We start from the raw sequence: 25,419 nt of genomic DNA on the forward strand, positions 1-25,419 counted from the left end.
ACATCACCGGCATGCGCCTGACCGCCATTGACTACCCGGAAATCCACGCTATCCAAGCGCTTAAATGGCTCACGTAACGGACCCGCCGGCAACAGCCGCTGATTGCCGAAACGGCGCACCCCGTCGATCACGCAGATTTCGATATCGCGCGCCAGCCGATAGTGCTGCAGCCCATCGTCAGCAATCACTACATCGCAGCCGTCAGCGATCAACAAAGCCGCTGCCGCCGGACGATCTCGCCCGACCGCCACCGCCACCCCGCTGGCACGAATCAAACAAGGCTCATCGCCAACGACAGCCGGATCCGGCGCTGCATCGAGCAGCATCGGCTGCTGATGGCTGCCGCCGTAGCCGCGACTCACCACACCGGGCTTGAAACCGCGTTGACGCAAGGTCTCAGCGATGGCAATGGTAAGAGGGGTCTTACCGGTGCCGCCGACACTGATATTGCCAATGACGACAACCGGGACCGACAAGTGTTCACGGCGTATCCAGCCATGCCGGTACAACTGGCGGCGAAGATAGCTCACGCCGCCATAAAGCCAGGCTAGCGGAAAGCTCCACCACGGCGAAGGGCGATGACCATACCAAGCCGCTTCTAGCGTATCGGCCAGCGCCATGCAGGCCTCAATCGCTCGCTTGCTGATCGTGAAACTGCATCCGATGCAGCGCGGCGTAGTGACCGCCCAGCGTTAGCAGCTCAGCATGCGTGCCGCGCTCGACAATTCGCCCCTGATCCATCACGGCGATCTGATCGGCCCCTTCGATGGTGGACAAACGATGCGCGATGACCAGCGTGGTGCGATCGCGCATCAGGCGCTGCAACGCTTGCTGGATCAACCGCTCAGATTCGGTATCGAGCGCGCTGGTCGCTTCGTCCAGCACCAGGATCGGCGCGTTCTTGAGAATCGCCCGGGCGATGGCGATGCGTTGGCGCTGACCACCGGACAGCATATTGCCGCCCTGCCCGATCGGGCTGTGAATCCCCTTGGGCATGCGGCTGATGAATTCCATCGCATTGGCCGCTTCGGCGGCAGCGACTATCGACGCCTCACTAGCCCCAGCCAGCTCACCATAGGCAATGTTGTCGGCGATGGTGCCGTCAAACAACACCACACTCTGCCCCACCCAGGCGATCTGTGCGCGCAACGAGGCCAGGGTATAGCTCGCGTAATCTTCGCTGTCGAGCACGATGGTGCCAGCGGTGGGCTCGTAGAACCGCGGCAACAAACTGACCAGGCTGCTCTTGCCGCTGCCGGAACGTCCGACCAAGGCCGTTACCGTGCCTGGCCGGCAATGCAGGTCAATGCCGCGCAAGGCCTCGTAGCTATTGCGTGGATAGACCAGGCGCACATCGTTGAATTGCAAATTGCCGCGCGAGCGCTCGAGTACCCGCGTACCGCGATCGACTTCCGGCGGCATATCGATGATCTCGAACAAATCATCACAGGCGGCCATGCCGCGCTGAATCGTCGCCTGTACCCCGGTGAGCCGTTTCAACGACGGCAGCATGCCGCCCATCGCGGTAAGCACGCTGATGAATACGCCCGGTGAAATCTGATCGATCACCCCGGGCCGCGTGCCGAGGTAAACCAGCAGGGCCAGCGCAAACGCTGCCGCCGTCTGCACCGTTGCGCTGGATAGCGCGCTGGTGGTGACCACTTTGAGATTGAGTCGCAGGCTATGGTTGGTGATCTGCTCGAAACGCTCTGCCTCGTGTTCTTGGCCACCGTAGATGCGCACTTCACGATGCGCTCCGACCGACTCCTCGACTGTGCCGGTGACTGAGCCCATGGTGCCCTGGATGCGCTTGCTGATCTGGCGATAACGGCGGCTGACCACGGTGACGATCAGCACGATCGCCGGCACCATCACAAACAACGCCAACGTGAGATATGCACTATTGCTAAGCATCACCCACATCATGCCGATGACCATCAGCCCTTCGGTAACCGCCACTTTCAAGGCATCCGTCGAGGCTTGCGCCACCTGCTCACTGGTGTAGGTAATGCGTGAAACCTGCTGACCAGAATGCTCGGCGCCAAAGAACGCTGCCGGCAACCGCAGGTAAGCACTGAATACGTCTCGCCGTATGCTTTGCACGACATGGCGGCCAATATAGGCAATGCCGTAGTCGCTGAGAAAAATGCCGATACCGCGAAACAAGAAAATGCCGATGATCCAGATCGGCATCCAGAAGATCAGATACGCATCTTTCTTCGCGAACAATTCGTCGATCAACGGCCGCAGCAGCTTGGTAAAGCCTGCCAGGCAGCCGGCCTCGATCACCATGCCAACCAGTGAAATAAGGCCGATCGGCCAATAACGGCTGGTATAGCCCAGCAGACGCTTATAGGTTTGCCAGGTCGCGGCGCCCCACACACTGGTTTTCTCTTCGCTCACCGACTACTGCTCTCTTGGCTCGGCGTCGTCGCGATGGACAGCTTGGTATAGCCCAGCTGGCCTAGCGCATCCATCGCCATCACCACATTCTGGTGCGCGGTCATGGCATCGGCGCGAATCGTGACCTGCCGTTCGCGATCCTCACCGGCGACCTGGGCAATCATGCGCTTCAGCGGTTCGACACCCTCGCCCTGAACCTCATCGCTGCCGACAAAAAAGTGACCGTCGCGGTCGACGACCACGGTCAGCGCGGGGGCCTGCATGTCGCGTTCTTCCGCACTGGCCTTGGGCAGGGTCACCTGCATCCGCGAATGCTGGATAAAGGTGGTGGTCAACACAAAGAACATCAGCAGGGTAAGCAACACGTCGATCAACGAGATCACGTTGATCTCGACATCATCCTGTCTTCGGTCATTACCGATACGCATCGGGGCTTAGCCTGCGCTCGGTTCGGTGCTGGCGCTAGCCGCCCGACGCGGACGTGCAGGCGCCGGGGAGGCGGCAAGGGTCAGTTCGTCCAGCAAGGCGGTCGCCTGCTTTTCCATATCGACGCAATAGCCGGCGACCTTGGAGCGGAAATAGCGATGCAGCACGTACGCCGGAATCGCCACGACCAGACCGGTGGCCGTGCAGATCAAGGCTTCGCCGATGCCGCCGGCCATTTTCATCGGGTCACCCACGCCGCCCTTCATCACATCGAGAAACATGCGAATCAGGCCGATAACCGTACCCAGCAAGCCGAGCAACGGGCCAATCAAGGCAATCGTGCCAAGCGTATTGAGATAGCGCTCCATGCGATGCACCACATGGCGGCCGGTATCTTCAATGCGCTCTTTAATCAGCTCACGCGGCCGATGGCGCACGGCCAAGGCCGATGCCAGCAATTCACCTAACGGTGAGCCGTTGGCCAGGGTGGCCAAATGCGCGGGGTCGAGCTGACCCGAGCGTGCCCAGCTGAGCACATCGTTACCCAGGCCACTGGGCAATACCGAAGCGCGGCGCAAGGTCCAGCAACGCTCCAACACGATCGCCAGGGCGATCGCCGAACAAATCAGGATGGGCAACATCGCCCAACCGCCTGCCATCAGGATTTCCAGCACGACCTGCGCGCTCCCAAGCGTTAAGGAAGCGCGAATGATAGCAGCGGCGCCGCAGGATTCCGTGCAGCAGGACCGGTTATGCCACCCGAGCGGTCCCGGCGAGCCCAGCGCAGACTGGCGGTGTGTACAGGCCGCCCACCGCATGGCTGGAGCCCGCTAGCCGGGACGGCAGCGAATCCGCCCCATCCGTTGGCTAATTTGCCCATCCTCGGTAAAGATCGGCATAGCCCCCTGACTAAGCTTAAGGAAGGCCCACGTGACTGCATTGATCGAACGTATCGGCAAGGCGTACGACGAACTGCCTTATATTTCGGCGGCTTTTGCGCAAACCGCAGCTGAACATTTGCGCACCGTAGCGCATCTGTTCGGGCTGTCGGCGGCGGCGCCGCAACGGGCCCGGATACTGGAACTCGGCTGTGCCGCCGGCGGCAACATCATCCCCTACGCCGTGCGCTATCCCGAGGCTGTCGTACTTGGGGTTGACCTGTCTGGCGTTCAGGTCGGCGCCGGGCAACGGGCGATCCGGGCCATGGGCCTGCGCAATATCCATTTGCAGCAAGGCAGCATCGCCGATCTCGACGCGCTCCTGGGCGACCCCAGCCAGAATCCCGCGGGCACGGATCAGTTCGATTACATCATTTGCCACGGCGTCTACAGCTGGGTGCCGCAGGACATCCGCGAAGCCATCTTGCGCGTGTCGCGCGAACGGCTGGCGCCGGACGGCATCGCCTATATCAGCTACAACGTCTACCCCGGCTGGAAAGCCAAAGAAATCGTCCGCGATGCCATGTTGCTGCGCGGCGGCAACCGCCCGACATCGGCCGAACAGCTGGCCTATGCCCGCGGCATGATTAATTTTCTGCACGACATGGCGCAGCCCGGCAGCGTGCTTAAAAAGATCATGGACGAAAACATTCACTTGATTCGTCACGGCGAGGCGCACTACCTCAATCACGAATTCCTGGAGCTGTGCAACAGCCCTTGCTACTTCAAAGACTTCATGGCCGCTGCCAAGCAACAAGGCCTGAGCTATCTCGCGGAGTCGGGCATCGCCACCATGTTCGCCTCCAACTACGATGCGCGCGCCGCCGAGCCCCTGCTGCGCGAATGCCAGGGCAGCCAGGAAGTGCTCGAGCAATTGCTGGACTTTCTGACCAACCGCACCTTTCGCCAAACTCTGCTGGTTCATGCGCAACGCGCCGAGCAGATTCAATACGGGCTCAGGCACGAACGTATCGCTGCACTGCATATTGCCGGCCACTACACCGCCAAGCCCGATGCTCCAGGTCACTGGCGCACCGAACAAGGCAGCAGCATCACCGCCGGCACACCGGTTGCTCATCAGGTGATAGAGACACTTAATGCCGCGTGGCCGTCGACCGTACCGGTGCGCGATTTGATCAGGCAGGCCAGCGGCGGCTCAGCGCCTGAGAATACGGCAGGCGAAGTCCTGGCTTTTGTCGAAATCCTGATCATCGGCGATGCACTGCAATGCCGGCTGGAGCCGGTATCGGCGGCGCATCACGCCACCGCTTATCCGCAAGTCAACGCATCGCTGCGCCAGCTGGCCCAATTGCCTGGTCCCGTACCACTGTCGTTGTTCAATGCATGGCATCAAATCGTGCGTCCGGGCGCGGTGGTCGAATGGCTGCTGCCTTATGTCGATGGCAAGCACGACCTGGCGGCACTGACAGAGATCGTCCGTGCAGGTGCCGAGCGTGGAGCGTTGACGTTTTTACGCGGAGACCGCGCACTGCAAGACCCAGCCGAAATCGCCACTGCGGCGGCCGAACACACACTCGGCGCGCTGCAATGGTTGACCGATAACGCCATGATCGAACTGCCAGCCGAGGGCAACGCTTAGCCCAGTACGACCCGCTTACTCACGCCAATAACGTGCCAGCCGTTGCCGCCATGTCGCCGTTACGGCAGGTACGCCATCAGCAGCGACCTCCAGCTGAATAGCGCCCGATTCGGCGGTATTCCATAACGGCACGCCCGCCTTCGCATAGCGCTGCACCACATCCGGGTGCGGGTGGCCATAACGGTTGCGCCAGCCCGCTGACACGATAGCCAGCGGTGGTCGCAGGCGGCCGATGAAGGCCGCGCTCGATGAGCTACGGCTACCGTGATGCGGCACCAGCAACACCGGTGCGGCCCCGGCTTCCACGGCGGCGGCCACCTGCGCCTCGACCTCACTGCTGATGTCGCCGGTGAGCAATACCCGCCCACCATCAGCTTCGATCAGCAGCACACAGGAGCGGTCATTGACTTTGCCGCCGGCCTTGCCGGCCATCGGATACAAGACCTTGAAGCGGACCCCGTCCCATTCCCAATGCTGCCCGCTTTGGCACGCTGCCATCGGCAGCGACGAGCGCTCCGGCTCTCCGGCATAACGCCGGGCCGCTGGAAAAGCGCTCGCCATCGCCGGCGCACCGCCGGCATGATCGTTGTCGGCATGGCTCACCATCAGCATGTCGAGGCGATCGATACCCAGGGCACGCATGGATGGCAGCACCACCGCCTGGCCCAGATCAAAACCCGAGGGATAACGCGCCCCGGTGTCGTATACCAAGACGTGATGCTGGGTGCGCAGCAACACCGATAAACCCTGCCCCACATCCAGCACCCACATTTGAAATGCGCCGTATTGCGGGGTGGACGATGGCGGCCAAATCAGTGGCAAAAACAACAAAAGCCCCAGCCCACGCAACGGCACACCACGAGGCATGAACAGCCACCATGCCCCCAGCATCGCCAGACCGAGTGCCCATGGCTGCATCGCAGGCAAATACCAATGCGACCCAGGCCAGACGGCCATGCGCTCGAACAACCACCATTGCACATGCACCAGCCAGCCGCTGAGCCGCAACACTGGCGTGGCTAACGGTGGACACGCGCCAAGCAGCAACATGCCCAGCAAGGCACCGGGCACGATCACAAAGCTGACGAAGGGCACGGCGATCAGGTTGGACAAGACACCGACCAGAGAGGACTCGCCAAAAAACCACATGGTCAAAGGCAGCAGGGACAGCGTCATCAATAACTGCCCCATCGACAACTCACGCAGAAATCCGCGCAGTCCGCGCCCATGCGCGGTCAGGCTGAAGATCAAAAACGCCACACCGACGAAAGACAACCAGAAACCCGCTGCCAATACCGCCAGTGGATCAACCAGCAAGATCGCGATCAAGGCCAGCGCCAGCGATTGCATGCCCGTACTCTGACGTCGGCTACATCGTGCCCATGCAACGACCGCAATCATCAGCAAGCTGCGCACCGTGGGCAAGCCAAAACCCGCCAATGCGCTATAGATCCCAGCCACCAACCAAGCCAAGGCGGCCTTGGCCTGTATGCCTGGCACACGCAGGGCCAAACCCGGCCAAAGCCAGTAAATAAAGGCGGCCAGCCAAACACCGAAAACCGCGGCGACACCGACGTGAAAACCGGAAATCGCCATTAAATGAGAAATGCCGTTGGCTCGCGCAACCTCCCAGTCGCGCTGACTCAGCCCGCGCGTATCGCCGACCGAAAATGCCTGCAGCAGGGCCGCATCGTGCGGATCGGGCACACGCGTGGCGATCTTCTTGGCGATCGCATCGCGCACGCCATCGATACAAAAAGCCGGCGTGCCCAGTTGCGTGTTGGTGCGGCTCTCGCGCACATAGCCGGTGGCGATAAGGCCTCGCTCCAACGAACTTCGCTCACTGTCTGCGCCGCCTGGATTGATCAGGCCACGCGGGCGCTTCAGACGTAAGCTGAACTGCCAACGCGAACAGGGCTCCAGCACCGCTGCCGTTCTATACCAGGCCAGCCGCAAGCGGCCATGCAAGATAACCGGCTTACCATCCAGGCTGGCCTGCTCGACCGAAAAGCGAAATTCGCTAGCGCTAGCCTTGACTTGCGGCAGACCGACCATCGTACCGACGACGCTGAAATCGCGGCCCTCCCACTCGATGGGCAGCCGCGCATCCATCGCCACGCCTGCGCGCCATACCGTCCATGCAAAGCCCAGTGCCGCATAAGCACACCAGCGCCAGTAAGGCCAGCGCCAACCCAGCGCGATCAGCCCTATCGCCCCCCACAGGCACCACCAGCGTGAAGGCAAGGCTGGCAGCCACTGCACACAAAGCACGCCGGTCAGCAAAGCCACACTCGCCCCAACCGCCGTTCTGACATTCACCATCCGCCACTCCATTCCATGGAGTACCCAGCCTAACGCGATGCGTCAGCGCGTGAAGATGAAAAACGCGTAGGGGAAATCCGATCCAGGCAGGAAAAGCGCAAGACCCATGCAACAACACACCAGCATGCGCCTTCGATAAGCCTGACCATGACCAGCCAGGCTTATCGACATCGGCGATGACGCTTAGCGCAACACGCCGTTATGCAGCTCCAGGGTTCGGTCCATCTTCGCAGCCAATCGGGTGTCATGCGTAACCAAGATAAAGCTGGTGCCGACCTCACGATTGAGTTCCAACATCAATGCGTATACCTGCGCCGCGTTGCCTTCATCGAGATTGCCGGTGGGCTCGTCACCAAGCACACATGCCGGCTTGGTGACCAAGGCACGAGCCACGGCACAGCGCTGCCGTTCGCCACCGGACAGTTCGGCAGGCTTGTGCCCCAGGCGCTGGCCCAGGCCGACGCGCTCCAGCAGGGCGGCGGCTTCGCGTTGCGCATCGATGATGGAGACACCGCGAATCAGCAGCGGCATGCAGACGTTCTCCAGGGCGGTGAACTCAGGCAGCAGATGGTGAAACTGATAGATGAAACCCAGCGAGCGGTTGCGTACCCGGCCGCGCTCCGCATCGGATAGCGCCGACAAAATGCGCCCGTCCACCTCGACCTCACCACGGGTCAGCGTATCCAGTCCGCCGATGATATGCAGCAAGGTGCTTTTGCCCGAACCCGACGCGCCGACAATGGCCAGCGTCTCGCCGCGTTTCAGGGTAAAGCTCACATCGCTTAGTACATCGGTCTTGAGGTTGCCCTCTTGATAGGTCTTGGCAATATGGCTGGCGCGCAAAACGATGCCGTCGGTTGCAGGCGCGGGTGAGGCAGGCACAGAAGAGGAAGTCATCGGATTACTCATAACGCAGCGCCTGCGCCGGCTGCGTGCGCGAAGCACGCCAGGCGGGATACAAGGTCGCCAACAACGAGAACAAGAAGGTAATCAGCGCAACCCAAGCCACGTCGCTGGCTTGCAGTTTGCTGGGCAATTCGCTGATGTAATAAATATCCGGCGACAAAAAGGTCACATGAAAAACGTGCTCGATGACCTTCACGATTTGCGGCAAACGCCATGACAGCAGCGAGCCAAGACCCACGCCAAAACCAATGCCTACAAAACCCACCAGCACACCCTGCACCATAAACATGCCCATGATGCTGAGCGGCGTCGAACCCAGCGTGCGCAAGATGGCGATATCGGCCTGCTTGTCGGTTACCAGCATCATCAACATGGAAATCAGGTTGATCACCGCGACCAGGATAATCAGCGAGAGAATGATAAACATCACCTTCTTCTCCATCGAGATGGCGGAGAAGAAGTTAGCGTGGCTCTGCAACCATGTCTCGACGCGGTAGCTCTGCCCGAACTTTTCGGCCAGCTCCTGGGCTACGGGATTTGCGTTGAACAAATCATCCAATCGCAGACGGACGCCCGTAGGCCCAGTCAGATCGTTGAGCTTTTCGGCATCGCTCATATTGACCAGCGCCAGCCCAGAGTCGAATTCCTGCATGCCCAGTTCGAAGATGCCAGTGATGGTAAAGGCACGTTGACGCGGCACGCTGCCCATCGGCGTGCCGCGAAACTCCGGCACCACCATGATGACCTTGTCACCCACGTTGACGCCCAGCGACAAAGCCAATTCTTTACCCAGCACGATATTCCAGCTATTGGGTTTGAGATCGGTCAGCGCGCCCTCGACCATATGAGTGCCCAGCTCGGAAACCTTGGGCTCTTGCTCCGGCTCGATACCGCGAACGATGGCCCCGCTGGAGCGCCGCGCAAGCAACATTGCCTGGCCCTCCACGTAGGGCGCGGCACCTTTGACGTGTGGGTTGCTTTCCGCCACCTTCACCGCTTGCTGCCAGTTCTGCATGCTTTCGCCGGGCATGCTGTTTACCGTGGCGTGCGAAATGGCGCCAAGAATGCGCGTACGCAGTTCGTCGTCGAAACCATTCATCACCGACATCACCGCAATCAACGCGGTAACGCTGATGGCGATGCAGATAATCGAAACGGCCGAAATAAAAGAGATGAATTGATTACGCCGTTTGGCGCGGGTGTAGCGTAGGCCAATAAAGAGTTCGAGCGGTCGAAACATGGACGGGTCGCTTTTGAGAGTCAGAGGGCTCACCGCCCAAGCACGCAGATTATCAGGCATGCGGCGATCAGACAGCGAACTGCCGGATTAGTGCGATGGCTTAAAGCCTGGGCAAGGCCTCATCAGGCTTGATTGCGGCAAGCCGCATACGTAGCCGTCGGCGTGTATCGGCATCGCTGTTGTCGGGCGCCAGCAACAAGCTCACTGACCGTCGGTCAGGCAAAACCAGCCGCAACAACACGAAGCTCCCCAGCACCCGAAACGAGCCCAGCATGGCCAACGCGTCTGCGCCCCCGCTCATGCGCAGGCTCCAATCGCCTGCGGCCGTCCAACCGACGGCGGTCACTTGCCCGGCCACGGCATGGCGGATGGCACGAACGACTGCCGCCAGCGTAACCATCAGTAGGAGACACTTGGCCCACCACGGCAGCCCACAGCAGATGACCGCGAGCATGGCCAGCAAGGCCATCCCTATCAACAAGCACAAAAACAGCCGCGAGGCGCGGTACTCAAAGCCGATGGCGGGCGCGGATGTCATCGATAATCGCCTGCCAATCCATTCGCGGCGCGTGTGCATGGCCCATGACCCAGTCCCAAAGATCCGGGTCTTGCACGTCTAATAGTTCTTCAAAGGCCTGTTGCTGCGACTCGTCAGCGGTGGCGAAACGCTCATCCAGCCAGCCGCCAAAGAGCGCATCGAGCTCGCGAGTACCACGACGGGTGCGCCAGCGCAGGCGCTTGATGCGGGCAGCTTCCATCGGGTCAATCGCGCGAGGCGCCTCCTTAAGGTCCCTCTCCGAAGGGGAGAGGATTGAAATCCGCGGCTCCTGCCGACGATGGCCGCGCAGCTAGGCTGCATCGCTATCGAGTCACCCGAGCACGGGCAGCAGCCCCTGTCTATGAATGACAGGGGCCAAGCCTGCTTTATGCGGCGCGGCGCTCGACGATCAGCTTTTTGATTTCTGCGATGGCCTTGGCCGGGTTCAGACCCTTCGGACAGGTGCGTGCGCAGTTCATGATGGTGTGGCAACGATACAGCTTGAACGGGTCTTCCAGATCGTCCAGGCGCGCGCCGGTGTCTTCGTCACGGCTGTCGACAATCCAGCGATAAGCCTGCAACAAAATCGCCGGACCGAGATATTTGTCGCCATTCCACCAATAGCTTGGGCAACTGGTCGAGCAGCAGGCGCACAGAATGCACTCGTACAAACCATCGAGCTTCTTGCGGTCTTCTGGAGACTGCAGGCGCTCCTTGTCGGCCGGCGCGGGGCTTTGCGTGCGCAACCAGGGCTTGATCGAAGCGAATTGCGCATAGAAATGGGTGAGATCCGGCACCAGATCCTTGACCACCGGCATATGCGGTAATGGATAGATCTTCACATCGCCCGCAGCGCACTCTTCGATAGCCCGGGTGCAGGCCAGCGTATTGGTGCCGTCGATGTTCATCGCGCACGAACCGCAAATACCTTCGCGGCAAGAACGCCGCAAGGTCAGCGTGGGGTCGATCTCGTTCTTGATCTTCAGCAAGGCGTCCAAAACCATCGGACCGCACGCCGCCATATCGACTTCATAGCTGTCGATGCGCGGGTTTTGACCGTCATCCGGCGTCCAGCGATAAATGCGGAACGTGCGCGGCTTTTTCGCGCCCTTCGCGGGATAGTGCTTGCCCTGCTGGATTTTGGAATTTTTGGGTAACGTAAACTCAGCCACGTTTGCCTCACTCTATCGTGCTAGCCGTAACAGCTCGTCTGGCGAGCGCCGGTACAACATGAAAAGAAAACCAGATGCTGAAAGGGTCTGACTAGCACCGATACAACAAACCCGCAGGATCAAAGCCTCCTGCAGGGCACTGGTTGAACATCAAGAGCCCCGAACAAAAACCCGGAGCCCCGTGCAGCTGATCAGTACACGCGCTTCTTCGGCGGCACGACCTCGACCTCATCGGACATGGTGTACATATGCACCGGACGATAGTCGAAGCTGGCCTTGCCGGCGGCGTCCACAGAAACCAAAGTGTGTTTCTGCCACTCGGCATCATTGCGATCAGGGAAATCTTCGCGCGCATGTGCGCCGCGGCTCTCTGGACGCTGTTCGGCCGAATACATCGTGGCCACCGCTTGATCGAGCAGGTTGGACAGCTCCAGCGTTTCGATCAAGTCGGAATTCCACACCATGGAGCGATCGCTGACGCCAACGTCCTTGAACGATTCATGCACCGCGGAGATCTTCTGGCAGCCTTCTTTCAGCGACTCGCCGGTACGGAACACCGCCGCATCCGATTGCATCGTGCGTTGCATCTCGGCGCGGATCTTCGCCGTCGGCAAACTGCCCTTGGCGTAGCGCAAGCCATCGAAACGGCCGAGCGCCTGATCAAGCACGCTGGCCGGGAGATCCTTGTGCGGTGTATCCGGCTTGATGATTGCGGCGCAACGGTGCGCCACCGCGCGACCGAACACCACCAGATCGAGCAGCGAGTTGGAGCCCAGGCGGTTGGCGCCATGCACCGACACGCAAGCCGCCTCGCCGATGGCGAACAAGCCCGGCACCACGGCATCGACATTGTCGCCGCGCTTCTGCACCACTTCGCCGTGATAATTGGTCGGGATGCCGCCCATGTTGTAGTGCACCGTCGGAATGACCGGGATCGGCTCCTTGGTCACATCCACGCCGGCAAAGATGCGCGCCGACTCGGCGATACCCGGCAGGCGCTCGTGAATCACGTCCGCGCCCAGGTGCATCAAATTGATGTGAATGTGGTCTTTGTGTTCGCCGACGCCGCGGCCTTCGCGGATTTCCATCGTCATCGAGCGGCTGACCACGTCGCGCGAAGCCAGGTCTTTGGCGTTCGGTGCGTAGCGCTCCATGAAGCGCTCGCCATTGGAGTTGGTCAGGTAACCACCCTCGCCGCGCACACCTTCGGTGATCAGGCAGCCCGCGCCGTAAATACCGGTCGGATGGAACTGCACAAACTCCATATCCTGCAAAGCCAGACCTGCGCGCAGCACCATGCCGCCGCCATCGCCGGTGCAGGTATGAGCCGAAGTAGCGCTGAAGTAAGCGCGCCCGTAACCGCCGGTAGCCATCACGACGGCGTGACCACGGAAGAAATGCAGGGTGCCTTCGTTCATATCCATGGCGAGCACGCCACGGCATACGCCTTCCTGATCGAAAATCAGGTCAATCGCAAAGTATTCGATAAAGAACTTGCCGTAATGCGTGGTCATGCCACCGAACGGGCGCTGGTAGATCTTGCCCTCTTCGGTACGCGAAAACGGCACGCCGTAATGCTCCAGCTCGACGATCGCCGGGATCGCCTCGCGGCACATGTACTCGATCGCATCCTGGTCGCCGAGCCAGTCGGAACCCTTGATCGTGTCGTAAAAATGGAAGCGCCAATCGTCTTCGCCCATATTGCCGAGCGCGGCGGAAATACCACCCTGCGCGGCAACCGTATGCGAGCGGGTCGGGAAGACCTTGGTGATACAGGCCGCCTTGAGGCCTTTCTCGGCCAGGCCGAACGTCGCACGCAGGCCCGCGCCACCGGCACCGACCACGATCACGTCGTATTTATGCTGTTGGATCTTGTAACTTTCCATCGACTCAGGCTCCCAGCGCTACGCGCAACACGGCCAGCACGCTCGCCAGCGCGCCCAGCACTGCGAGAAACTTGATAAGCACCATCGAAACGACTTCTTTCCAGCGGGTGTGTACGTAATCTTCAATGACCACCTGCAAGCCGAGCACGGCATGCCAGAACACCGCCACGAAGAAGGCGATCAGCAAGACCGCGTTCCACGGCTTGGCGACAACGGCCTTTGCCGTGGCGTAGTCGGCATGAAGCAGGCAAAGCACGGTGGCGACAAACCAGATGCTGAGCACCACCAGGGCAGCCGCGGTGACGCGTTGCGTCCACCAATGACCTACGCCCGACTGCGACGAACCCAGGCCGCGAGCGCGCTTCAACGGGTTTTGGAAGTCAGGCGTGCTCATGCGGCACCTCCTGCGGTCAGCACGTAGGCCCAGACCAACGCAGTGAGCAACACGCTGACGATGATCGACAGCCAGCTCGAACGCACGAATTGGGGGATGGCATAACCGGCGCCAGCATCCTGGATCAAATGCCGGATACCGTTGCACAGGTGATAGAACAGCGCCCAACTCCAGCCGAACAACAAGACCAGGCCCACCGGGCTACCGATACAGATCTTGAACTGGTTGAAGCTTGCTTCACCGCCGGCCAGTGCCAACAGGCCCCATAGCACCATCAACGTGCCAACGGCCAAAGCCACGCCCGTCGCGCGATGCAAGATGGAGGTCACCATCTGCACTTGCCACTTATATATCTGTAGATGTGGAGAGAGTGGTCGTCGCGTATCTGCCATGGCGGCTATCCTTAGTGGAATCGCTGATGCCCAAACCGCCTCGCCCCTGTCTTGCACACTGCCGACGCTTTAACGTCGGCGCGCGGCTCCTCAGAAGTCGATACAGCGCCCATTCTTTTCCCAGTCGCCGTAGCGCGTAGGATCGGGTGCTGGCCGCTCTACCGGAATCGGGTTCGCCGGACCTTTAGGCACGACGGCCTGTTCCGCGGGAACGGAAGCAGGTTTGGATTCAGGCTGCGAGGACGTATCGGACATGATTTTTGAAAGCCGCCGAAGCGTAATACTTGCGGCAAAGCAGCACAACCTTGACGGTTGCCACCAGGTCTGCATGCATGGCGCACCCACCCCGCTTGCAGCGGAGCCCTACCACCCCAACCTCGATCACCTATGGCCACACATTACCCAGCCGAAACACTTTCGATCGAGGGCGCCGATGCGGTCGCTTTCGCCCACGCACAGTTCAGCAGCGAGGTTACCGCCCTGGCGGTCGGGCAATGGCAATTCAGTGCCTGGCTTAATCCGCAAGGACGGGTGCGCGCACTGTTTCATCTAGCGCGGATCGCCGACGATCAGCTGCTGCTGCTCTTGCGCGGCGGCAACGCGAACGAGATGGCCGATGCTTTGCGTCGTTTTGTTTTTCGCTCCAAGCTAACCCTGCGCGCGATGGAACCCCGAGCCCTCAGCACCGGCCCGGCCTTACCTGCGCAAGTGGTCTTGCACGACGAAGAAACACTTACTTTCGGATGCGATACGCACAGCCTGATTGTCGGTGCCGCACATGATGATCGTTGGCGCTTGATGCAATTGCGTGCAGGTTGGCCTTGGCTGCCCGATCAAGTGTTGAATGAACTCTTGCCTCCTGCATTGTCGCTACTGCGACTGCAAGCCATTGCCTTAAACAAAGGCTGTTATCCAGGACAAGAAATCGTTGCGCGACTGCACTATCGCGGCGGTAACAAGCGACATCTGCATTGTGTCGTTTTGTCGCAGGCAGCTATCGCAGGCACAACGCTGCGAACTGACGAGCGCGATATCGCGCGACTGCTTGATGTCGTTGAAGTCGACAAAACTTTTGAAGCGTTGGCGATCATTGCCGATGAGAGCCTGGACATCATGACGGGCAAGAACTTACAGATCAGCGACGATGGCATGCACATGCAACTGCGCAGTAGTTGGCCTGCATGATTTTTGTATTGTCATGACATCGTGCGTATCGCCTTAACAAACGTGAGTGCGATGTGAACCTGAGCGACCCGGCACTTGCCAGTTGCGAAAAGCACCACTAGGCTCCGCCGATCCAATTTGGAGGCACCCGCCATAACCCGGGTGCTGAACGACGCGACGAACCGGAGGGGTCCGGATCAGCGCGACCCGGTGAGAGATCACCGGAGTAAGTACCGCAGCCATGCGGAGTAAACGTTGCAGGCCATGAGTCCAGTCGACTTGAGATAGTGCCGCGACAGAAAAATGAACAGCGCCGGATCGCTGTTCAGTAGCCACTATCCCGTGGCAAAGCGTTCAGCCGCTGTTTTGGCTAAACGCTCCATCCAGGTGGAACGGCCTGCCCGCCCGTCCGCCGCAACCGCGCGTAAGTCCAGCTATTTGCCTTAGGCGTGCTGCATGTTGGAGGCAGACAAAAAAATGAAGCTTTCTATGTTGATGTGGTTGGCATCTGTGCTCCCGCAACCCCTCGCTGACCAGACCTGCCTGGCAACGACGGTTTATCTCGAGGCTCGCAGTGAACCCGCCAACGGTCAGTTTGCCGTGGCCGAAGTTGCTCTACGTCGCCGCGAACGCGGCCTGTGGGGCGATACCGTATGTGAGGTCGTCAAATCGCCGCGTCAGTTCGCCATTACCACGGCACCACGCAGCTTTGACATCACCAACCTGGACGCTTTTAACAAAGCATGGAAGATTGCTGGCGAATCGATCAACAACTGGGCACTACCGATGGCAGAACGTCGCTTGCTAGTACCCAATGCAGATCATTTCGCCACTATCGATGTCGCCCCCAATTGGTCGCGTAACCGACCCAGCACCACCATCGGCGAACATACGTTCTACCGCGTGAACTAAGCCACTTAGGTCACCAGCAAAAAGCCCCTCTTTCGAGGGGCTTTTTTTTGGACGTCTAGACGCCCACAAAACAAACTTTAAAATCAGCGCAGGTAAACCTGGTCACCGCGTATCTCAACGTAGTCACCCCGCCGCAAACGCGGATCATCACGCTGCGTCACGTTGACGTACTGGCCATTATCCAGGCGCACACTGATCCGAAAAGTCGTACCGCTGCCGCTCTTGCCCACCTGGTTGCCGACAACGCCGCCAACGACCGCGCCAGCGACGGTGGCGGCCTTGCGACCGTCACCCCTGCCCACTTGGTTACCGAGCAAGCCACCGGCCACCGCGCCAATCACCGCACCCAAGGTACCGTCATTGCCGCCTTGCGTGTCAATTTGCTGCACATCCTGGACGACACTGCAGCTCTGGCAGCCATAACGATCGCCGTAACCGCCTTGCGACTGCCCCTGATAACCGTAGTCGCGACCACGATCATAGGGGGTAGCGCAGCCGACCAGACTCATGCTGCCGGCGATCAACGCCGCCAGCGCCAACTTGCTACCTAGCTTGTTCATTCGAAACCTCAGCGTGCGTCAGAGACGGAAACCACGCCTTCCTGCACCTGCACGCGATCGCCCGGATCATGGTCCATGCGCACCGTACGAGTAACACCGTTGTATTCGTAGCGCACGTCGTAAGCAACGATCCTGTTGGCATCACCCGGCTGATTCACCGTGCTGCAACGATGCTCCACCGACGACGTCACCTGGCCCTGCTGATGGCTTTCCTCGATTCTCTTGCCTGCATAGCCGCCACCCAGCGCACCGGCCACCGTCGCCAATGTGCGGCCCTTGCCGCCACCTACCTGATTGCCCAGCAAGCCACCGGCTACCGCACCGATCGCCATACCAGCAATCTGATGCTGATCGGAAGGCGGGGCGGTATGGTTGACTACCTCATCGCGGCAAACCCGCTGCGGACTGCTTACGCTTTGGCGCACAGGATCCACGCTGACCACCCGGCCGTACTTCACCCCATTGTCAGCGGCTGCTACCGGTGCCGCCTGGCCCGCAGGAGCGGTATTCGCGGCGGGTACAGCGCCAGCACCCGCGCTAGCATCATGGCTACAGGCTGACAGGCCCACCATAAGCGCCGCCGCGATCCCTACATACAGTGCATTGACTATCAACTTGTTCATCGCGACTCTCCTCTGCTTAGTTCGCGGTTGCGCCGGCTACTGCCATGTCACGCAGTCAGGCCCCCTTTTGCACCAACCGTCGGCGCTATTGAACATGCATGAAACTGAATAAGAGCCAGACCATTTCAACCTCACTTATTAACCGTAAATACAATCATCTCAAGATGTGATGAGAGCCCGCTTTCACGCCCCCGGAACTCCCTCACACGATCAGCAGGCCACTCCGTATGCAGCACCCGCTCATTGACTCTCATGTGCACCTTGACGACCACAGTTTCGAGGCTGATCGGGATGCCGCGCTGGCCCGCGCACGCACAGCAGGCGTAGTCGCACAAATACTGCCCGGAGTCGACGCAGCCAGCTGGCCACGCATTCAGCAGCTGTGCGAAATCCATGGCGACCTCTATCCGGCCTACGGCCTGCACCCCATGTTTATGGCGCAGCATCGCCCCGAGCATCTGGACGCGCTGGCACGTCAACTGCGTGACCACCGCCCGGTCGCCCTCGGCGAGATCGGCCTGGACTTCTATGTTGAAGATCTACCCGCCGAACCTCAACGCGAATATTTCTCGCGCCAGCTTGAACTGGCCCGAGAGTTCGACCTGCCGGTGATTGTGCACGCACGCCGCGCACTCGAAGAAGTCACTCTCTCGCTACGGCGCATCGGCGGGTTACGCGGCGTGGTCCACAGTTTTTCGGGCAGTGCCGAGCAAGCACGTCAGCTATGGCATCTAGGCTTTCACCTTGGCATCGGCGGCCCAGTGACTTATGACCGCGCCCAGCGTCTACGGCGCATCGTCGCGCACATGCCACTGGAGTTCCTGTTACTGGAAACCGACGCGCCCGATCAGCCCGATGCCAGTCATCGCGGCCAACGCAACGAACCAGCTCACATCGTCGAGGTACTGCACTGTATTGCCCAATTGCGTGGCGAAGATCCACAGGACATCGCCCGCGCATCGACCGCCAACGCCCGCAAACTCTTTGGGCTGAACCAGATTTTTGGGCCCTGAGGCATCACCACGGCTAGCGACGGCACTTGCCCTGCCTGCACCAACTCACTATCTTTTACTTCACCGGTGAAATATGCGCTGATGAAATGAACTACCTCACAACCTGCATCGACATGATGGATGAGGGCATCAGCCGCGTTAAAGCGGTCGTCCCCGAGCTGCCTGCCGCAGAAGCAGTGCTTACCCGCTTGCTATTGATGGTCAGCAGCTATCTGCAAGAAGAGCTCGAGCGCAAGCTCAAACCACATAAGCTCAACGACAGCGACTTCCGCACCCTGGTTATTCTTTTTAGCCGTGCCGATGGCAGCTCCAGCCCTGGAGAGCTTTGCCATTTCACGGCGCAAGGCGCCACCAATATGACGCGCATTACCAACGTCTTGGTCAAGCGTGGCCTGATCACACGCAGCACCAGCGCCGAAGACCGGCGACGTGTGGTGATTCAAATCACCGCCGACGGGCGTCGTTTTGTACGCAAAATGCTGCCGCCGATGTTTCCCCGCCTGGGCGCCGCCTTTGCCGGTTTCAGCGATACCGACAAACGTCATCTGGATCGCCTGCTGCGCAAGCTCGCCGCCAATCTCGACCAATTGAACGCTGCTGCTCAATCGTGAAGACATTCCTATGAAAGAAGTCCTGATGAAGCACGCCCTGCCCTATGGCCGCTGGGCCCTGGCCACAGCGCTTGCCGTAGCGCTGGCCGGCTGCTCGATTCCTGCAAAACTGGAACGCCCGCAACTACGCGATGACGTGCCACTGGCAGGCCTGCAAACATCAACACGAGCCGGCTGGCCGGACACCGAATGGTGGCGATCTTATGGCGACCCGCAGCTCGATACACTGATCGAGTTGGCGATGAAGCAATCGCCCGATCTCGCCCAAGCGCATAGTCGCGTACAAAATGCCGAACAGACGATGCGACTTGCCGCCGCGCAGACTGGCCTGACCATCGACGGCAGCGCGCAAGTGACACGTCAACGCTTGAGCGAACACGGCTTGATGCCGGCGCAGTTGCTCGGCTTCACCTGGTATAACCAAGCCGATCTCGGCGTGCAGTTTCAATACGACTTCGACTGGTGGGGCAAGAAACGCGCGGCCATTGAATCGGCACTCGACCAGGCACGCGCGTCAGAGGCACAACGCAGTGCCGCTGCGTTGACCATCCAGAATGCCGTTGCCGACACCTATTTTGGCTGGCTGGCCGACCAGGCACGCCTGACCATCGCCAGCCAGTCCGTTGCCAATCAAGAGAAGCTTGTGCGCATCGCCGAGCTGCGCGTACGGCAAGGTGTCGACCTGGCTGATACCTCGCAACAGGCGAAAGCGCAGTTGGCCCAGGTACGGCAGATGCGGGTGGCGATCGACAGCTCCGGGCAGATTCGCAAAGTGGCGTTGGCCGCCCTGCTTGGTATCGCCCCGGAGCAATTGCCGCCGCTGCAGCCACGCGCCATGCCGGAGATTCATAGCGGCATTCCAGCCGACGCGCGACTGGATCTGATTGCTCGCCGGCCCGATATCGCAGCCAGCCGTTGGCAGGTCGAAGCGGCCTTGCGGCAGACCGATGTCGCCCGTGCGCAGTTCTTTCCCGACATCAGCATTACCGCCATGGTGGGTCTGTCCAGCACCAACCAAGGCGCCCCCGCCCTACCTGGCCTATCGAGCGGCGGCGGCGGTGGTGACCTCGGCAATTTATTCTCCAGCGCAAGCCGCGTCCTCGGGCTGACCCCAGCGTTGCATCTGCCGATTTTTGAAAGCGGTCGCCTGCAGGCAAATTACGGCGTCAGCCGCGCCCAACTCGATGCGGCCGTGACTCAATACAACGGCACTGTGGTAACCGCAGCGCGCGAAGTTTCAAGCCAGGCCCTGGGCGCCGAACAGCTCGTCGCTCAACGGAACGAACAAGCCATGCAGGTCACGGCCAATCAGCGCTTGCTGGCCAGTGCGCAGGCCCGTTCGCGCCAAGGCGTACGTGATGCACGCGAAGCACTTGCCGCCACCGCCCAACTACTGCAACAACAAGACAGCGCGGTCAGCCTGCATGCCCAGGCCTTGTCTACCGACCTGTCGCTGATCAAGGCATTGGGCGGCGGCTATCGCCTGTCGCCCGACGCTATTTCATCCCCTTCCCCGCATTCAAGCACCACCGGAGACGCCGACCATGAGCGCCACTGAATCCACGATGTCATCGCAGAACGGGAACGACAGCGGCCTGGCCGCCAAGGACCCGCCCAAGCGGCGCCGCGCCCTGCTGATCGTGAGCATGGTTTTCGTCGTGGCGGGCCTGGCTTGGCTGTTGCTGTGGTGGCTTGTCTTCTCGTTGCGTGAAAAGACCGACAACGCCTATGTCGGCGGCAACCAGGTCGCCATCTCGGCCCAGGTTCCCGGCACCGTCGTCGCCATCCTGACGGACGACACGCAACGCGTCGAAGCGGGCCAGACCCTGGTCAAGCTCGACAGCACCGATGCTGACGTACGCCTGCGGCAGGCGCGCAGCGCACTCGCTCAAGCAGTACGCCAGGTTCGGCAACAGACCAGCTCAGCAACCGGCGCCGATGCCCAAGTCGTCTCGACCCGTCTTGATCTGAAAAAAGCAGAAGCGGATCTACAGCGCCGCCTGCCGTTGATCGCCGAGCAAGCCGAGTCGCCGGAAATCGTGCAGCACCTGCGTGATAGCGTCGCGCAAGCACGTGCCGCGGTCGCCGCGGCCGAAGCCCAGGCGGCTGCCGCGCATGCGTCGATCGAAGGTACCGAGATCGCCACCAATCCAGCGGTCGAGCAGGCCCGCGCCAATTTCCGCGCAGCCTGGGTCGCCGCTCAACGCAATGCGATCTATGCACCAGTGTCCGGCTACGTCGCGCAACGCAGCGTGCAGCTTGGCAATAGCGTGCAGGCAGGCCAGCAATTGATGACCGTGGTGCCGCTGCATGACTTGTGGATCGACGCCAACTTCAAAGAAAGCCAACTGCGCCACATCCGCATCGGTCAAGCAGCCAAAATCGTTGCTGACGTTTACGGCAGCAGCGTGGAGTACCACGGCAAGGTGATCGGCCTCGGCGCCGGTACGGGCAGTGTGTTCTCGTTGCTGCCGGCGCAAAACGCTACCGGCAACTGGATCAAGGTCGTGCAGCGGGTACCCGTACGGGTTGCGCTGGACAATAAGGATCTTGACCAGCATCCGCTACGAATCGGCCTATCCACCGAGGTCACCGTCGATATCACCGACGACAAGGGACCAGTACTGGCACCGAATCCATCGCAGCAGCCCGCCGCCGAAACCACCGTCTACGATCAAATGGCGAGTAAGGCCGACGCCGAAGCCGAGCAGATCATCAATGCGAACTTGAGCGGTAGCGGCAACGAGAAATGATCAAGGCAGGCGAGCGGGAGTAGCAGGTATCAAAACCCATCGCGCCCCGCCCTCCTGGTTGTTCCTCGTCAGCCGTTTTGAATTGCCAGCCAATACCGGATCTCATCCATGGCCACCACGCCCAATGACGCTGTACCGCTAAAACCGCTGCAAGGCGGGGCGCTGGTGCTGCTGACCATCGCCGTTGCATTCAGCACGTTCATGGAAGTGCTGGACATGACCATCGTCAACGTGGCGGTGCCGCATATTGCCGGCAGTCTCGGCGTAAGCCCGAGCGAGGGCACCTGGACCATCAGCTCCTATGCTTTGGCCAGCGCCATCATGCAGCCGCTCACTGGCTGGCTGGCACGGCGTTTCGGCGAAGTGCGCACCTTTGTCGCGTCGGTATTTCTATTCGTCGTCTTCTCGATGCTGTGCGGCCTGGCCACCAGCATGCCCATGCTGGTGCTGTGTCGCTTGCTGCAAGGCGCAGGCTCGGGCCCGATGGTGGCCTTGTCACTCACCCTGCTGCTGTCCAGTTACCCCAAGGCCAAACAAGGCATCGCGCTCGCGCTATGGGCGATGACGGTGGTGGTCGCGCCAATCTTTGGCCCGATCCTGGGCGGCGTGCTGACCGACAACCTTTCCTGGCCATGGATTTTTTATATCAATGTGCCGGTGGGCGCGCTGGCCGGCGTGATTACCTGGGCGCTACTGCGCAACCGCGAAACCAAGACCTTTAAGACCCCGATCGACATCATCGGCCTGACCCTGCTGGTGGTCGGGGTCGGTGCGCTACAGTTCATGCTGGATAACGGCAACGACAACGACTGGTTCGCCTCGCCGATGATTACCGCGCTGGCTATCACCGCGCTGATCTGCCTGGTCTTTTTGGTCGTCTGGGAGATCCATGCCAAACACCCGGTGGTGGACTTGTCACTGTTCAAGCAGCGCAACTTCACCATCGGCGTCACCGCGTTATCGCTCGGCATGATGGCGTTCTTTGGCATCAACGTGGTGTTTCCATTGTGGCTGCAAACCACCTTGGGCTACACCGCAACCTGGGCCGGCCTGGCTAGCGCACCGGTGGGTGTACTCGCCTTTCTGATGGCACCGGTGATCGGCGCCAATATTCAGCGACTGGAATTGCGTGCCGTTGTCACTTTTGCTTTTCTGGTGTTCGCCGGCACGTCGTTCTGGTTTGCCAGCTTCGACAGTTCGGCATCCTTCGCCACCCTGGTGCTGCCGCGCTTCATCATGGGCATCGGCATTGCCTGTTTCTTCATTCCGTTGAATCAAATCTACTTGTCTGGACTGCCCGCCTCGGAAATCGCCAGTGCGTCCGGGCTGGCAAACTTCTGCCGCACCCTGGGCTCCAGCGTATCCACCGCCGTCACGGTGACGCTGTGGCAACACCGCGGCGAATACCACCACGCGACGCTTACCGAATACATCAGCCCGGATCAGCCCGCCGCAACCGGCTTTCTGCAGCAGCTTGCCCATTCAGGTATGTCATCGAAACAGGCGCTCAGCATGGTCGACCAGCTGATTACCCGAGAAGCCCTGACCCTGGCGGTGAACGACGTATTCTGGCTTTGCGCGATCTTGTTTTTGCTGCTGATCCCCATGCTCTGGCTGGCCAGGCCGCCTTTTGGCAGTGCCGGTGGCGCGGTCGGCCATTAAATTGCTGCACCCCCAGGTGCAGCATGATTTGCCGTTAGCGACTGGTGCAGCGCAATACCTTCTGCTAGCTTGTGTCGCATGGCACAAACTATGCGCACTATCAAGAAGTATCCGAACCGTCGTCTCTATGACACGGAAATCTCCAGCTACATCACGTTGGAAGAGGTCCGTCAGCTGGTGCTGGATAACGAAACCTTCGAGGTTCGTGACGCCAAGAGCGGCGAAGATCTCACCCGATCCGTACTGCTGCAGATCATCTCTGAGCACGAGGAAAAAGGGCAGCCCATGCTGTCTCCTCAGCTGCTCAGCCAGATCATCCGCTTCTACGGCGACTCCTTGCAGGGCTTCATGGGCCCTTATCTTGAACGCAGCCTGCAAGTGTTCCTGGATCAGCAGCAGCAGTTCCGCACCCAGCTCAACACCATGCTTGGGCAGACCCCATGGTCCATGCTCAACGAGTTGACCGAGCGCAACATGGAGGCCTGGAAGTCGATGCAGCGCGGCCTGCTGGATACGGCAACCCAGGCAAACCCGGCGACGCGCGGCGGCAAGAAGCCCGGCTGATAGCGGCGGTACCGCCGTACGTACGTGGCAGTATCGTGCCAACGATGCTGCCGCCGCTTGGTGAGCGCGAGCGGGGTCACCAACGCATAAATAGTTAGCGCCGCCCCCTTGCGTAAATCCCCGTGCTTGCGGAACAGTGCCGCCATGTAATCGACGGAATACGTGATGTCGCAGCAGACGCAGCAAACGATCACTCTCATTGGTGGCGGCCTGGTTGGCGCTCTGCTCGCTCAACAACTGGCCCAACGCGGCTTTGCCGTCGACGTCTACGAGAAACGGCCCGATCCACGGCATGCCGGATTCAGCGGCGGTCGCTCGATCAACCTCGCCCTGGCCGAACGCGGCCTGCAAGCCCTACGCACCGCCGGGCTGGCGGATGATGTGTTGCAACGCGCGGTCATGATGCGCGGTCGCATGGTGCATACCCGTGACGGCCGCTCCGGCCTGCAACGCTACGGTGTAGACGATAGCGAGGTGATCTGGTCGGTGGCGCGCGGCGCCTTGAACATGCTGCTGCTGGATGCGGCCGAGGCAGCTGGCGTGCGCTTCCACTTTGGCCAATCCCTGGTGGATGCGGATTTCAATGCGCAACGCATCCGGCTGGCCGATGAACACGGCGTCGAGCGCAGCATCGATGCCAAGGTACTGATCGGTGCCGATGGTGCCGGTTCGGCCCTGCGTGCTGCCATGAACGCCCATGCGCCACTTGGCGAACAGGTCGAGTCGCTGGGTCACGCCTATAAAGAATTGGAAATCCCACCTGCTGGCGATATTGCCAGCGATCGCCTACGCGATAGCGGCGGTCACGATCAGTTCGCGCTCGAGCCACACGCCCTGCATATCTGGCCGCGCGGCGGCTATATGTGCATTGCGCTGCCCAATACCGAAGGCAGCTTTACCGTCACGCTGTTCCTGCCCGCCCAAGGCACCCCGCCAAGCTTCGCCCAGTTGCCGGATGCTGCGCACGCCGCCGCTTTTTTCCGCGAGGATTTCCCCGACCTGCTGCCGCTGATCCCACGCTTCGCCGAGGATTACGACGATCACCCGATCGGCAGCCTGTCCACGCTGTATCTCGATCGCTGGCATCTGGATGGTCGCGCCTTGCTGATCGGCGACGCCGCTCATGCCATCGTGCCGTTCCACGGCCAAGGCATGAATTGCGGCTTTGAAGATACCGTCACCCTGGCCGACCTGCTGGCCGAATCGCCGCAAGATACCGCCGAGGTATTTGCCCAATTCCAGCGTATCCGCCAGCCGAATGCACTGGCCATCGCGACCATGGCGCTGGAAAACTATGTGGAGATGCGCGACTCCGTCGCTGATCCGCATTACCTGGCCAA

Annotated in this window: 26 protein-coding genes; 10 read left to right on the top strand and 16 right to left on the bottom strand. The window is 60.6% G+C overall.

Annotated elements, in window-relative coordinates; all coding sequences use genetic code 11:
* The 4 genes from lpxK to OUZ52_RS14925 all read right to left on the bottom strand — a co-directional run.
* A partial coding sequence (gene lpxK, locus OUZ52_RS14910; RefSeq protein ID WP_266159281.1) for a tetraacyldisaccharide 4'-kinase occupies positions 1 to 620 on the bottom strand: 620 nt, incomplete at its 3' end.
* A 7-nt stretch (positions 621 to 627) separates the two neighbouring features.
* On the bottom strand, positions 628 to 2,403 hold the full coding sequence (msbA, locus tag OUZ52_RS14915) for a lipid A export permease/ATP-binding protein MsbA (protein WP_266159284.1): 1,776 nt from the start codon (positions 2,401 to 2,403) through the stop codon (positions 628 to 630).
* The gene (locus OUZ52_RS14920; RefSeq protein ID WP_266159286.1) at positions 2,400 to 2,831 is read right to left on the bottom strand and encodes an ExbD/TolR family protein; all 432 of its coding nucleotides are present in this window, start codon (positions 2,829 to 2,831) and stop codon (positions 2,400 to 2,402) included. Before OUZ52_RS14920 ends, msbA begins: the two co-directional genes overlap by 4 nt.
* 6 nt (positions 2,832 to 2,837) lie before the next feature.
* A complete protein-coding gene (locus OUZ52_RS14925; RefSeq protein ID WP_266159289.1) occupies positions 2,838 to 3,488 on the bottom strand; it encodes a MotA/TolQ/ExbB proton channel family protein in 651 nt (216 codons plus the stop codon).
* A gap of 271 nt (positions 3,489 to 3,759) precedes the next feature.
* Between OUZ52_RS14925 and OUZ52_RS14930 the strand changes: the two genes are divergently transcribed.
* Positions 3,760 to 5,367, top strand: a complete 1,608-nt coding sequence (locus OUZ52_RS14930) for a methyltransferase regulatory domain-containing protein (protein ID WP_266159292.1) — start codon at positions 3,760 to 3,762, stop codon at positions 5,365 to 5,367.
* Between the two features lie 15 nt (positions 5,368 to 5,382).
* Here the strand turns inward: OUZ52_RS14930 and OUZ52_RS14935 are convergent, their stop codons facing one another.
* The 10 genes from OUZ52_RS14935 to OUZ52_RS14980 form a co-directional block, all read right to left on the bottom strand.
* The gene (locus OUZ52_RS14935) at positions 5,383 to 7,689 is read right to left on the bottom strand and encodes a DNA internalization-related competence protein ComEC/Rec2 (protein WP_266159293.1); all 2,307 of its coding nucleotides are present in this window, start codon (positions 7,687 to 7,689) and stop codon (positions 5,383 to 5,385) included.
* A 183-nt stretch (positions 7,690 to 7,872) separates the two neighbouring features.
* Positions 7,873 to 8,586: a lipoprotein-releasing ABC transporter ATP-binding protein LolD gene (gene lolD, locus OUZ52_RS14940; protein WP_266159295.1), complete on the bottom strand. Its 714-nt coding sequence runs from the start codon at positions 8,584 to 8,586 to the stop codon at positions 7,873 to 7,875.
* 4 nt (positions 8,587 to 8,590) lie between these two features.
* On the bottom strand, positions 8,591 to 9,835 hold the full coding sequence (locus OUZ52_RS14945; RefSeq protein ID WP_266159297.1) for a lipoprotein-releasing ABC transporter permease subunit: 1,245 nt from the start codon (positions 9,833 to 9,835) through the stop codon (positions 8,591 to 8,593).
* A gap of 100 nt (positions 9,836 to 9,935) precedes the next feature.
* Complete coding sequence (locus OUZ52_RS14950) at positions 9,936 to 10,373, bottom strand: protein YgfX (protein ID WP_266159299.1); 438 nt, start codon at positions 10,371 to 10,373, stop codon at positions 9,936 to 9,938.
* Positions 10,345 to 10,593 (bottom strand): FAD assembly factor SdhE, encoded by a 249-nt coding sequence (locus OUZ52_RS14955; RefSeq protein ID WP_266159300.1) that lies wholly within the window; start codon positions 10,591 to 10,593, stop codon positions 10,345 to 10,347. Before OUZ52_RS14955 ends, OUZ52_RS14950 begins: the two co-directional genes overlap by 29 nt.
* 166 nt (positions 10,594 to 10,759) lie before the next feature.
* On the bottom strand, positions 10,760 to 11,545 hold the full coding sequence (locus OUZ52_RS14960) for a succinate dehydrogenase iron-sulfur subunit (protein WP_266159304.1): 786 nt from the start codon (positions 11,543 to 11,545) through the stop codon (positions 10,760 to 10,762).
* Between the two features lie 191 nt (positions 11,546 to 11,736).
* Positions 11,737 to 13,431, bottom strand: coding sequence for an FAD-binding protein (locus OUZ52_RS14965; protein ID WP_266159306.1), 1,695 nt, complete (start codon positions 13,429 to 13,431; stop codon positions 11,737 to 11,739).
* A 4-nt stretch (positions 13,432 to 13,435) separates the two neighbouring features.
* A complete protein-coding gene (sdhD, locus tag OUZ52_RS14970) occupies positions 13,436 to 13,825 on the bottom strand; it encodes a succinate dehydrogenase, hydrophobic membrane anchor protein (RefSeq protein ID WP_266159310.1) in 390 nt (129 codons plus the stop codon).
* Positions 13,822 to 14,217, bottom strand: coding sequence for a succinate dehydrogenase, cytochrome b556 subunit (gene sdhC / locus OUZ52_RS14975; protein WP_266159311.1), 396 nt, complete (start codon positions 14,215 to 14,217; stop codon positions 13,822 to 13,824). The genes sdhD and sdhC overlap by 4 nt, the downstream gene beginning before the upstream one ends.
* Positions 14,218 to 14,307: 90 nt before the next feature.
* Positions 14,308 to 14,547 (bottom strand): DUF1674 domain-containing protein, encoded by a 240-nt coding sequence (locus OUZ52_RS14980; protein ID WP_323135355.1) that lies wholly within the window; start codon positions 14,545 to 14,547, stop codon positions 14,308 to 14,310.
* A 57-nt stretch (positions 14,548 to 14,604) separates the two neighbouring features.
* On the opposite strand from OUZ52_RS14980, the gene ygfZ reads away from it, so the two are divergent.
* The gene (ygfZ, locus tag OUZ52_RS14985) at positions 14,605 to 15,402 is read left to right on the top strand and encodes a CAF17-like 4Fe-4S cluster assembly/insertion protein YgfZ (protein ID WP_266159313.1); all 798 of its coding nucleotides are present in this window, start codon (positions 14,605 to 14,607) and stop codon (positions 15,400 to 15,402) included.
* A 468-nt stretch (positions 15,403 to 15,870) separates the two neighbouring features.
* A complete protein-coding gene (locus OUZ52_RS14990; RefSeq protein WP_266159323.1) occupies positions 15,871 to 16,293 on the top strand; it encodes a cell wall hydrolase in 423 nt (140 codons plus the stop codon).
* Positions 16,294 to 16,376: 83 nt separating this feature from the next.
* Here the strand turns inward: OUZ52_RS14990 and OUZ52_RS14995 are convergent, their stop codons facing one another.
* Positions 16,377 to 16,853, bottom strand: coding sequence for an outer membrane lipoprotein (locus OUZ52_RS14995; protein ID WP_266159314.1), 477 nt, complete (start codon positions 16,851 to 16,853; stop codon positions 16,377 to 16,379).
* Positions 16,854 to 16,861: 8 nt separating this feature from the next.
* Entirely contained in the window at positions 16,862 to 17,476 is a 615-nt protein-coding gene (locus tag OUZ52_RS15000) for a glycine zipper 2TM domain-containing protein (protein ID WP_266159315.1), read from the bottom strand.
* 227 nt (positions 17,477 to 17,703) lie between these two features.
* Between OUZ52_RS15000 and OUZ52_RS15005 the strand changes: the two genes are divergently transcribed.
* The 7 genes from OUZ52_RS15005 to OUZ52_RS15035 all read left to right on the top strand — a co-directional run.
* The gene (locus OUZ52_RS15005) at positions 17,704 to 18,489 is read left to right on the top strand and encodes a TatD family hydrolase (RefSeq protein WP_266159316.1); all 786 of its coding nucleotides are present in this window, start codon (positions 17,704 to 17,706) and stop codon (positions 18,487 to 18,489) included.
* Positions 18,490 to 18,575: 86 nt separating this feature from the next.
* Positions 18,576 to 19,100, top strand: a complete 525-nt coding sequence (locus OUZ52_RS15010; RefSeq protein ID WP_266159317.1) for a MarR family winged helix-turn-helix transcriptional regulator — start codon at positions 18,576 to 18,578, stop codon at positions 19,098 to 19,100.
* A gap of 10 nt (positions 19,101 to 19,110) precedes the next feature.
* Positions 19,111 to 20,658, top strand: coding sequence for an efflux transporter outer membrane subunit (locus OUZ52_RS15015; RefSeq protein ID WP_266159318.1), 1,548 nt, complete (start codon positions 19,111 to 19,113; stop codon positions 20,656 to 20,658).
* The gene (locus OUZ52_RS15020) at positions 20,645 to 21,853 is read left to right on the top strand and encodes an HlyD/EmrA/EmrK family protein (protein WP_266159319.1); all 1,209 of its coding nucleotides are present in this window, start codon (positions 20,645 to 20,647) and stop codon (positions 21,851 to 21,853) included. The genes OUZ52_RS15015 and OUZ52_RS15020 overlap by 14 nt, the downstream gene beginning before the upstream one ends.
* A 108-nt stretch (positions 21,854 to 21,961) precedes the next feature.
* Complete coding sequence (locus tag OUZ52_RS15025; RefSeq protein ID WP_266159320.1) at positions 21,962 to 23,515, top strand: DHA2 family efflux MFS transporter permease subunit; 1,554 nt, start codon at positions 21,962 to 21,964, stop codon at positions 23,513 to 23,515.
* Positions 23,516 to 23,593: 78 nt separating this feature from the next.
* Positions 23,594 to 24,079, top strand: a complete 486-nt coding sequence (phaR, locus tag OUZ52_RS15030; RefSeq protein ID WP_266159321.1) for a polyhydroxyalkanoate synthesis repressor PhaR — start codon at positions 23,594 to 23,596, stop codon at positions 24,077 to 24,079.
* A 165-nt stretch (positions 24,080 to 24,244) separates the two neighbouring features.
* The coding region (locus OUZ52_RS15035; protein WP_266159322.1) for an FAD-dependent oxidoreductase at positions 24,245 to 25,419 on the top strand (1,175 nt) is incomplete at its 3' end.

This window comes from Dyella silvatica, assembly GCF_026283955.1.
In the GTDB taxonomy this organism is placed as follows: domain Bacteria; phylum Pseudomonadota; class Gammaproteobacteria; order Xanthomonadales; family Rhodanobacteraceae; genus Dyella_C; species Dyella_C silvatica.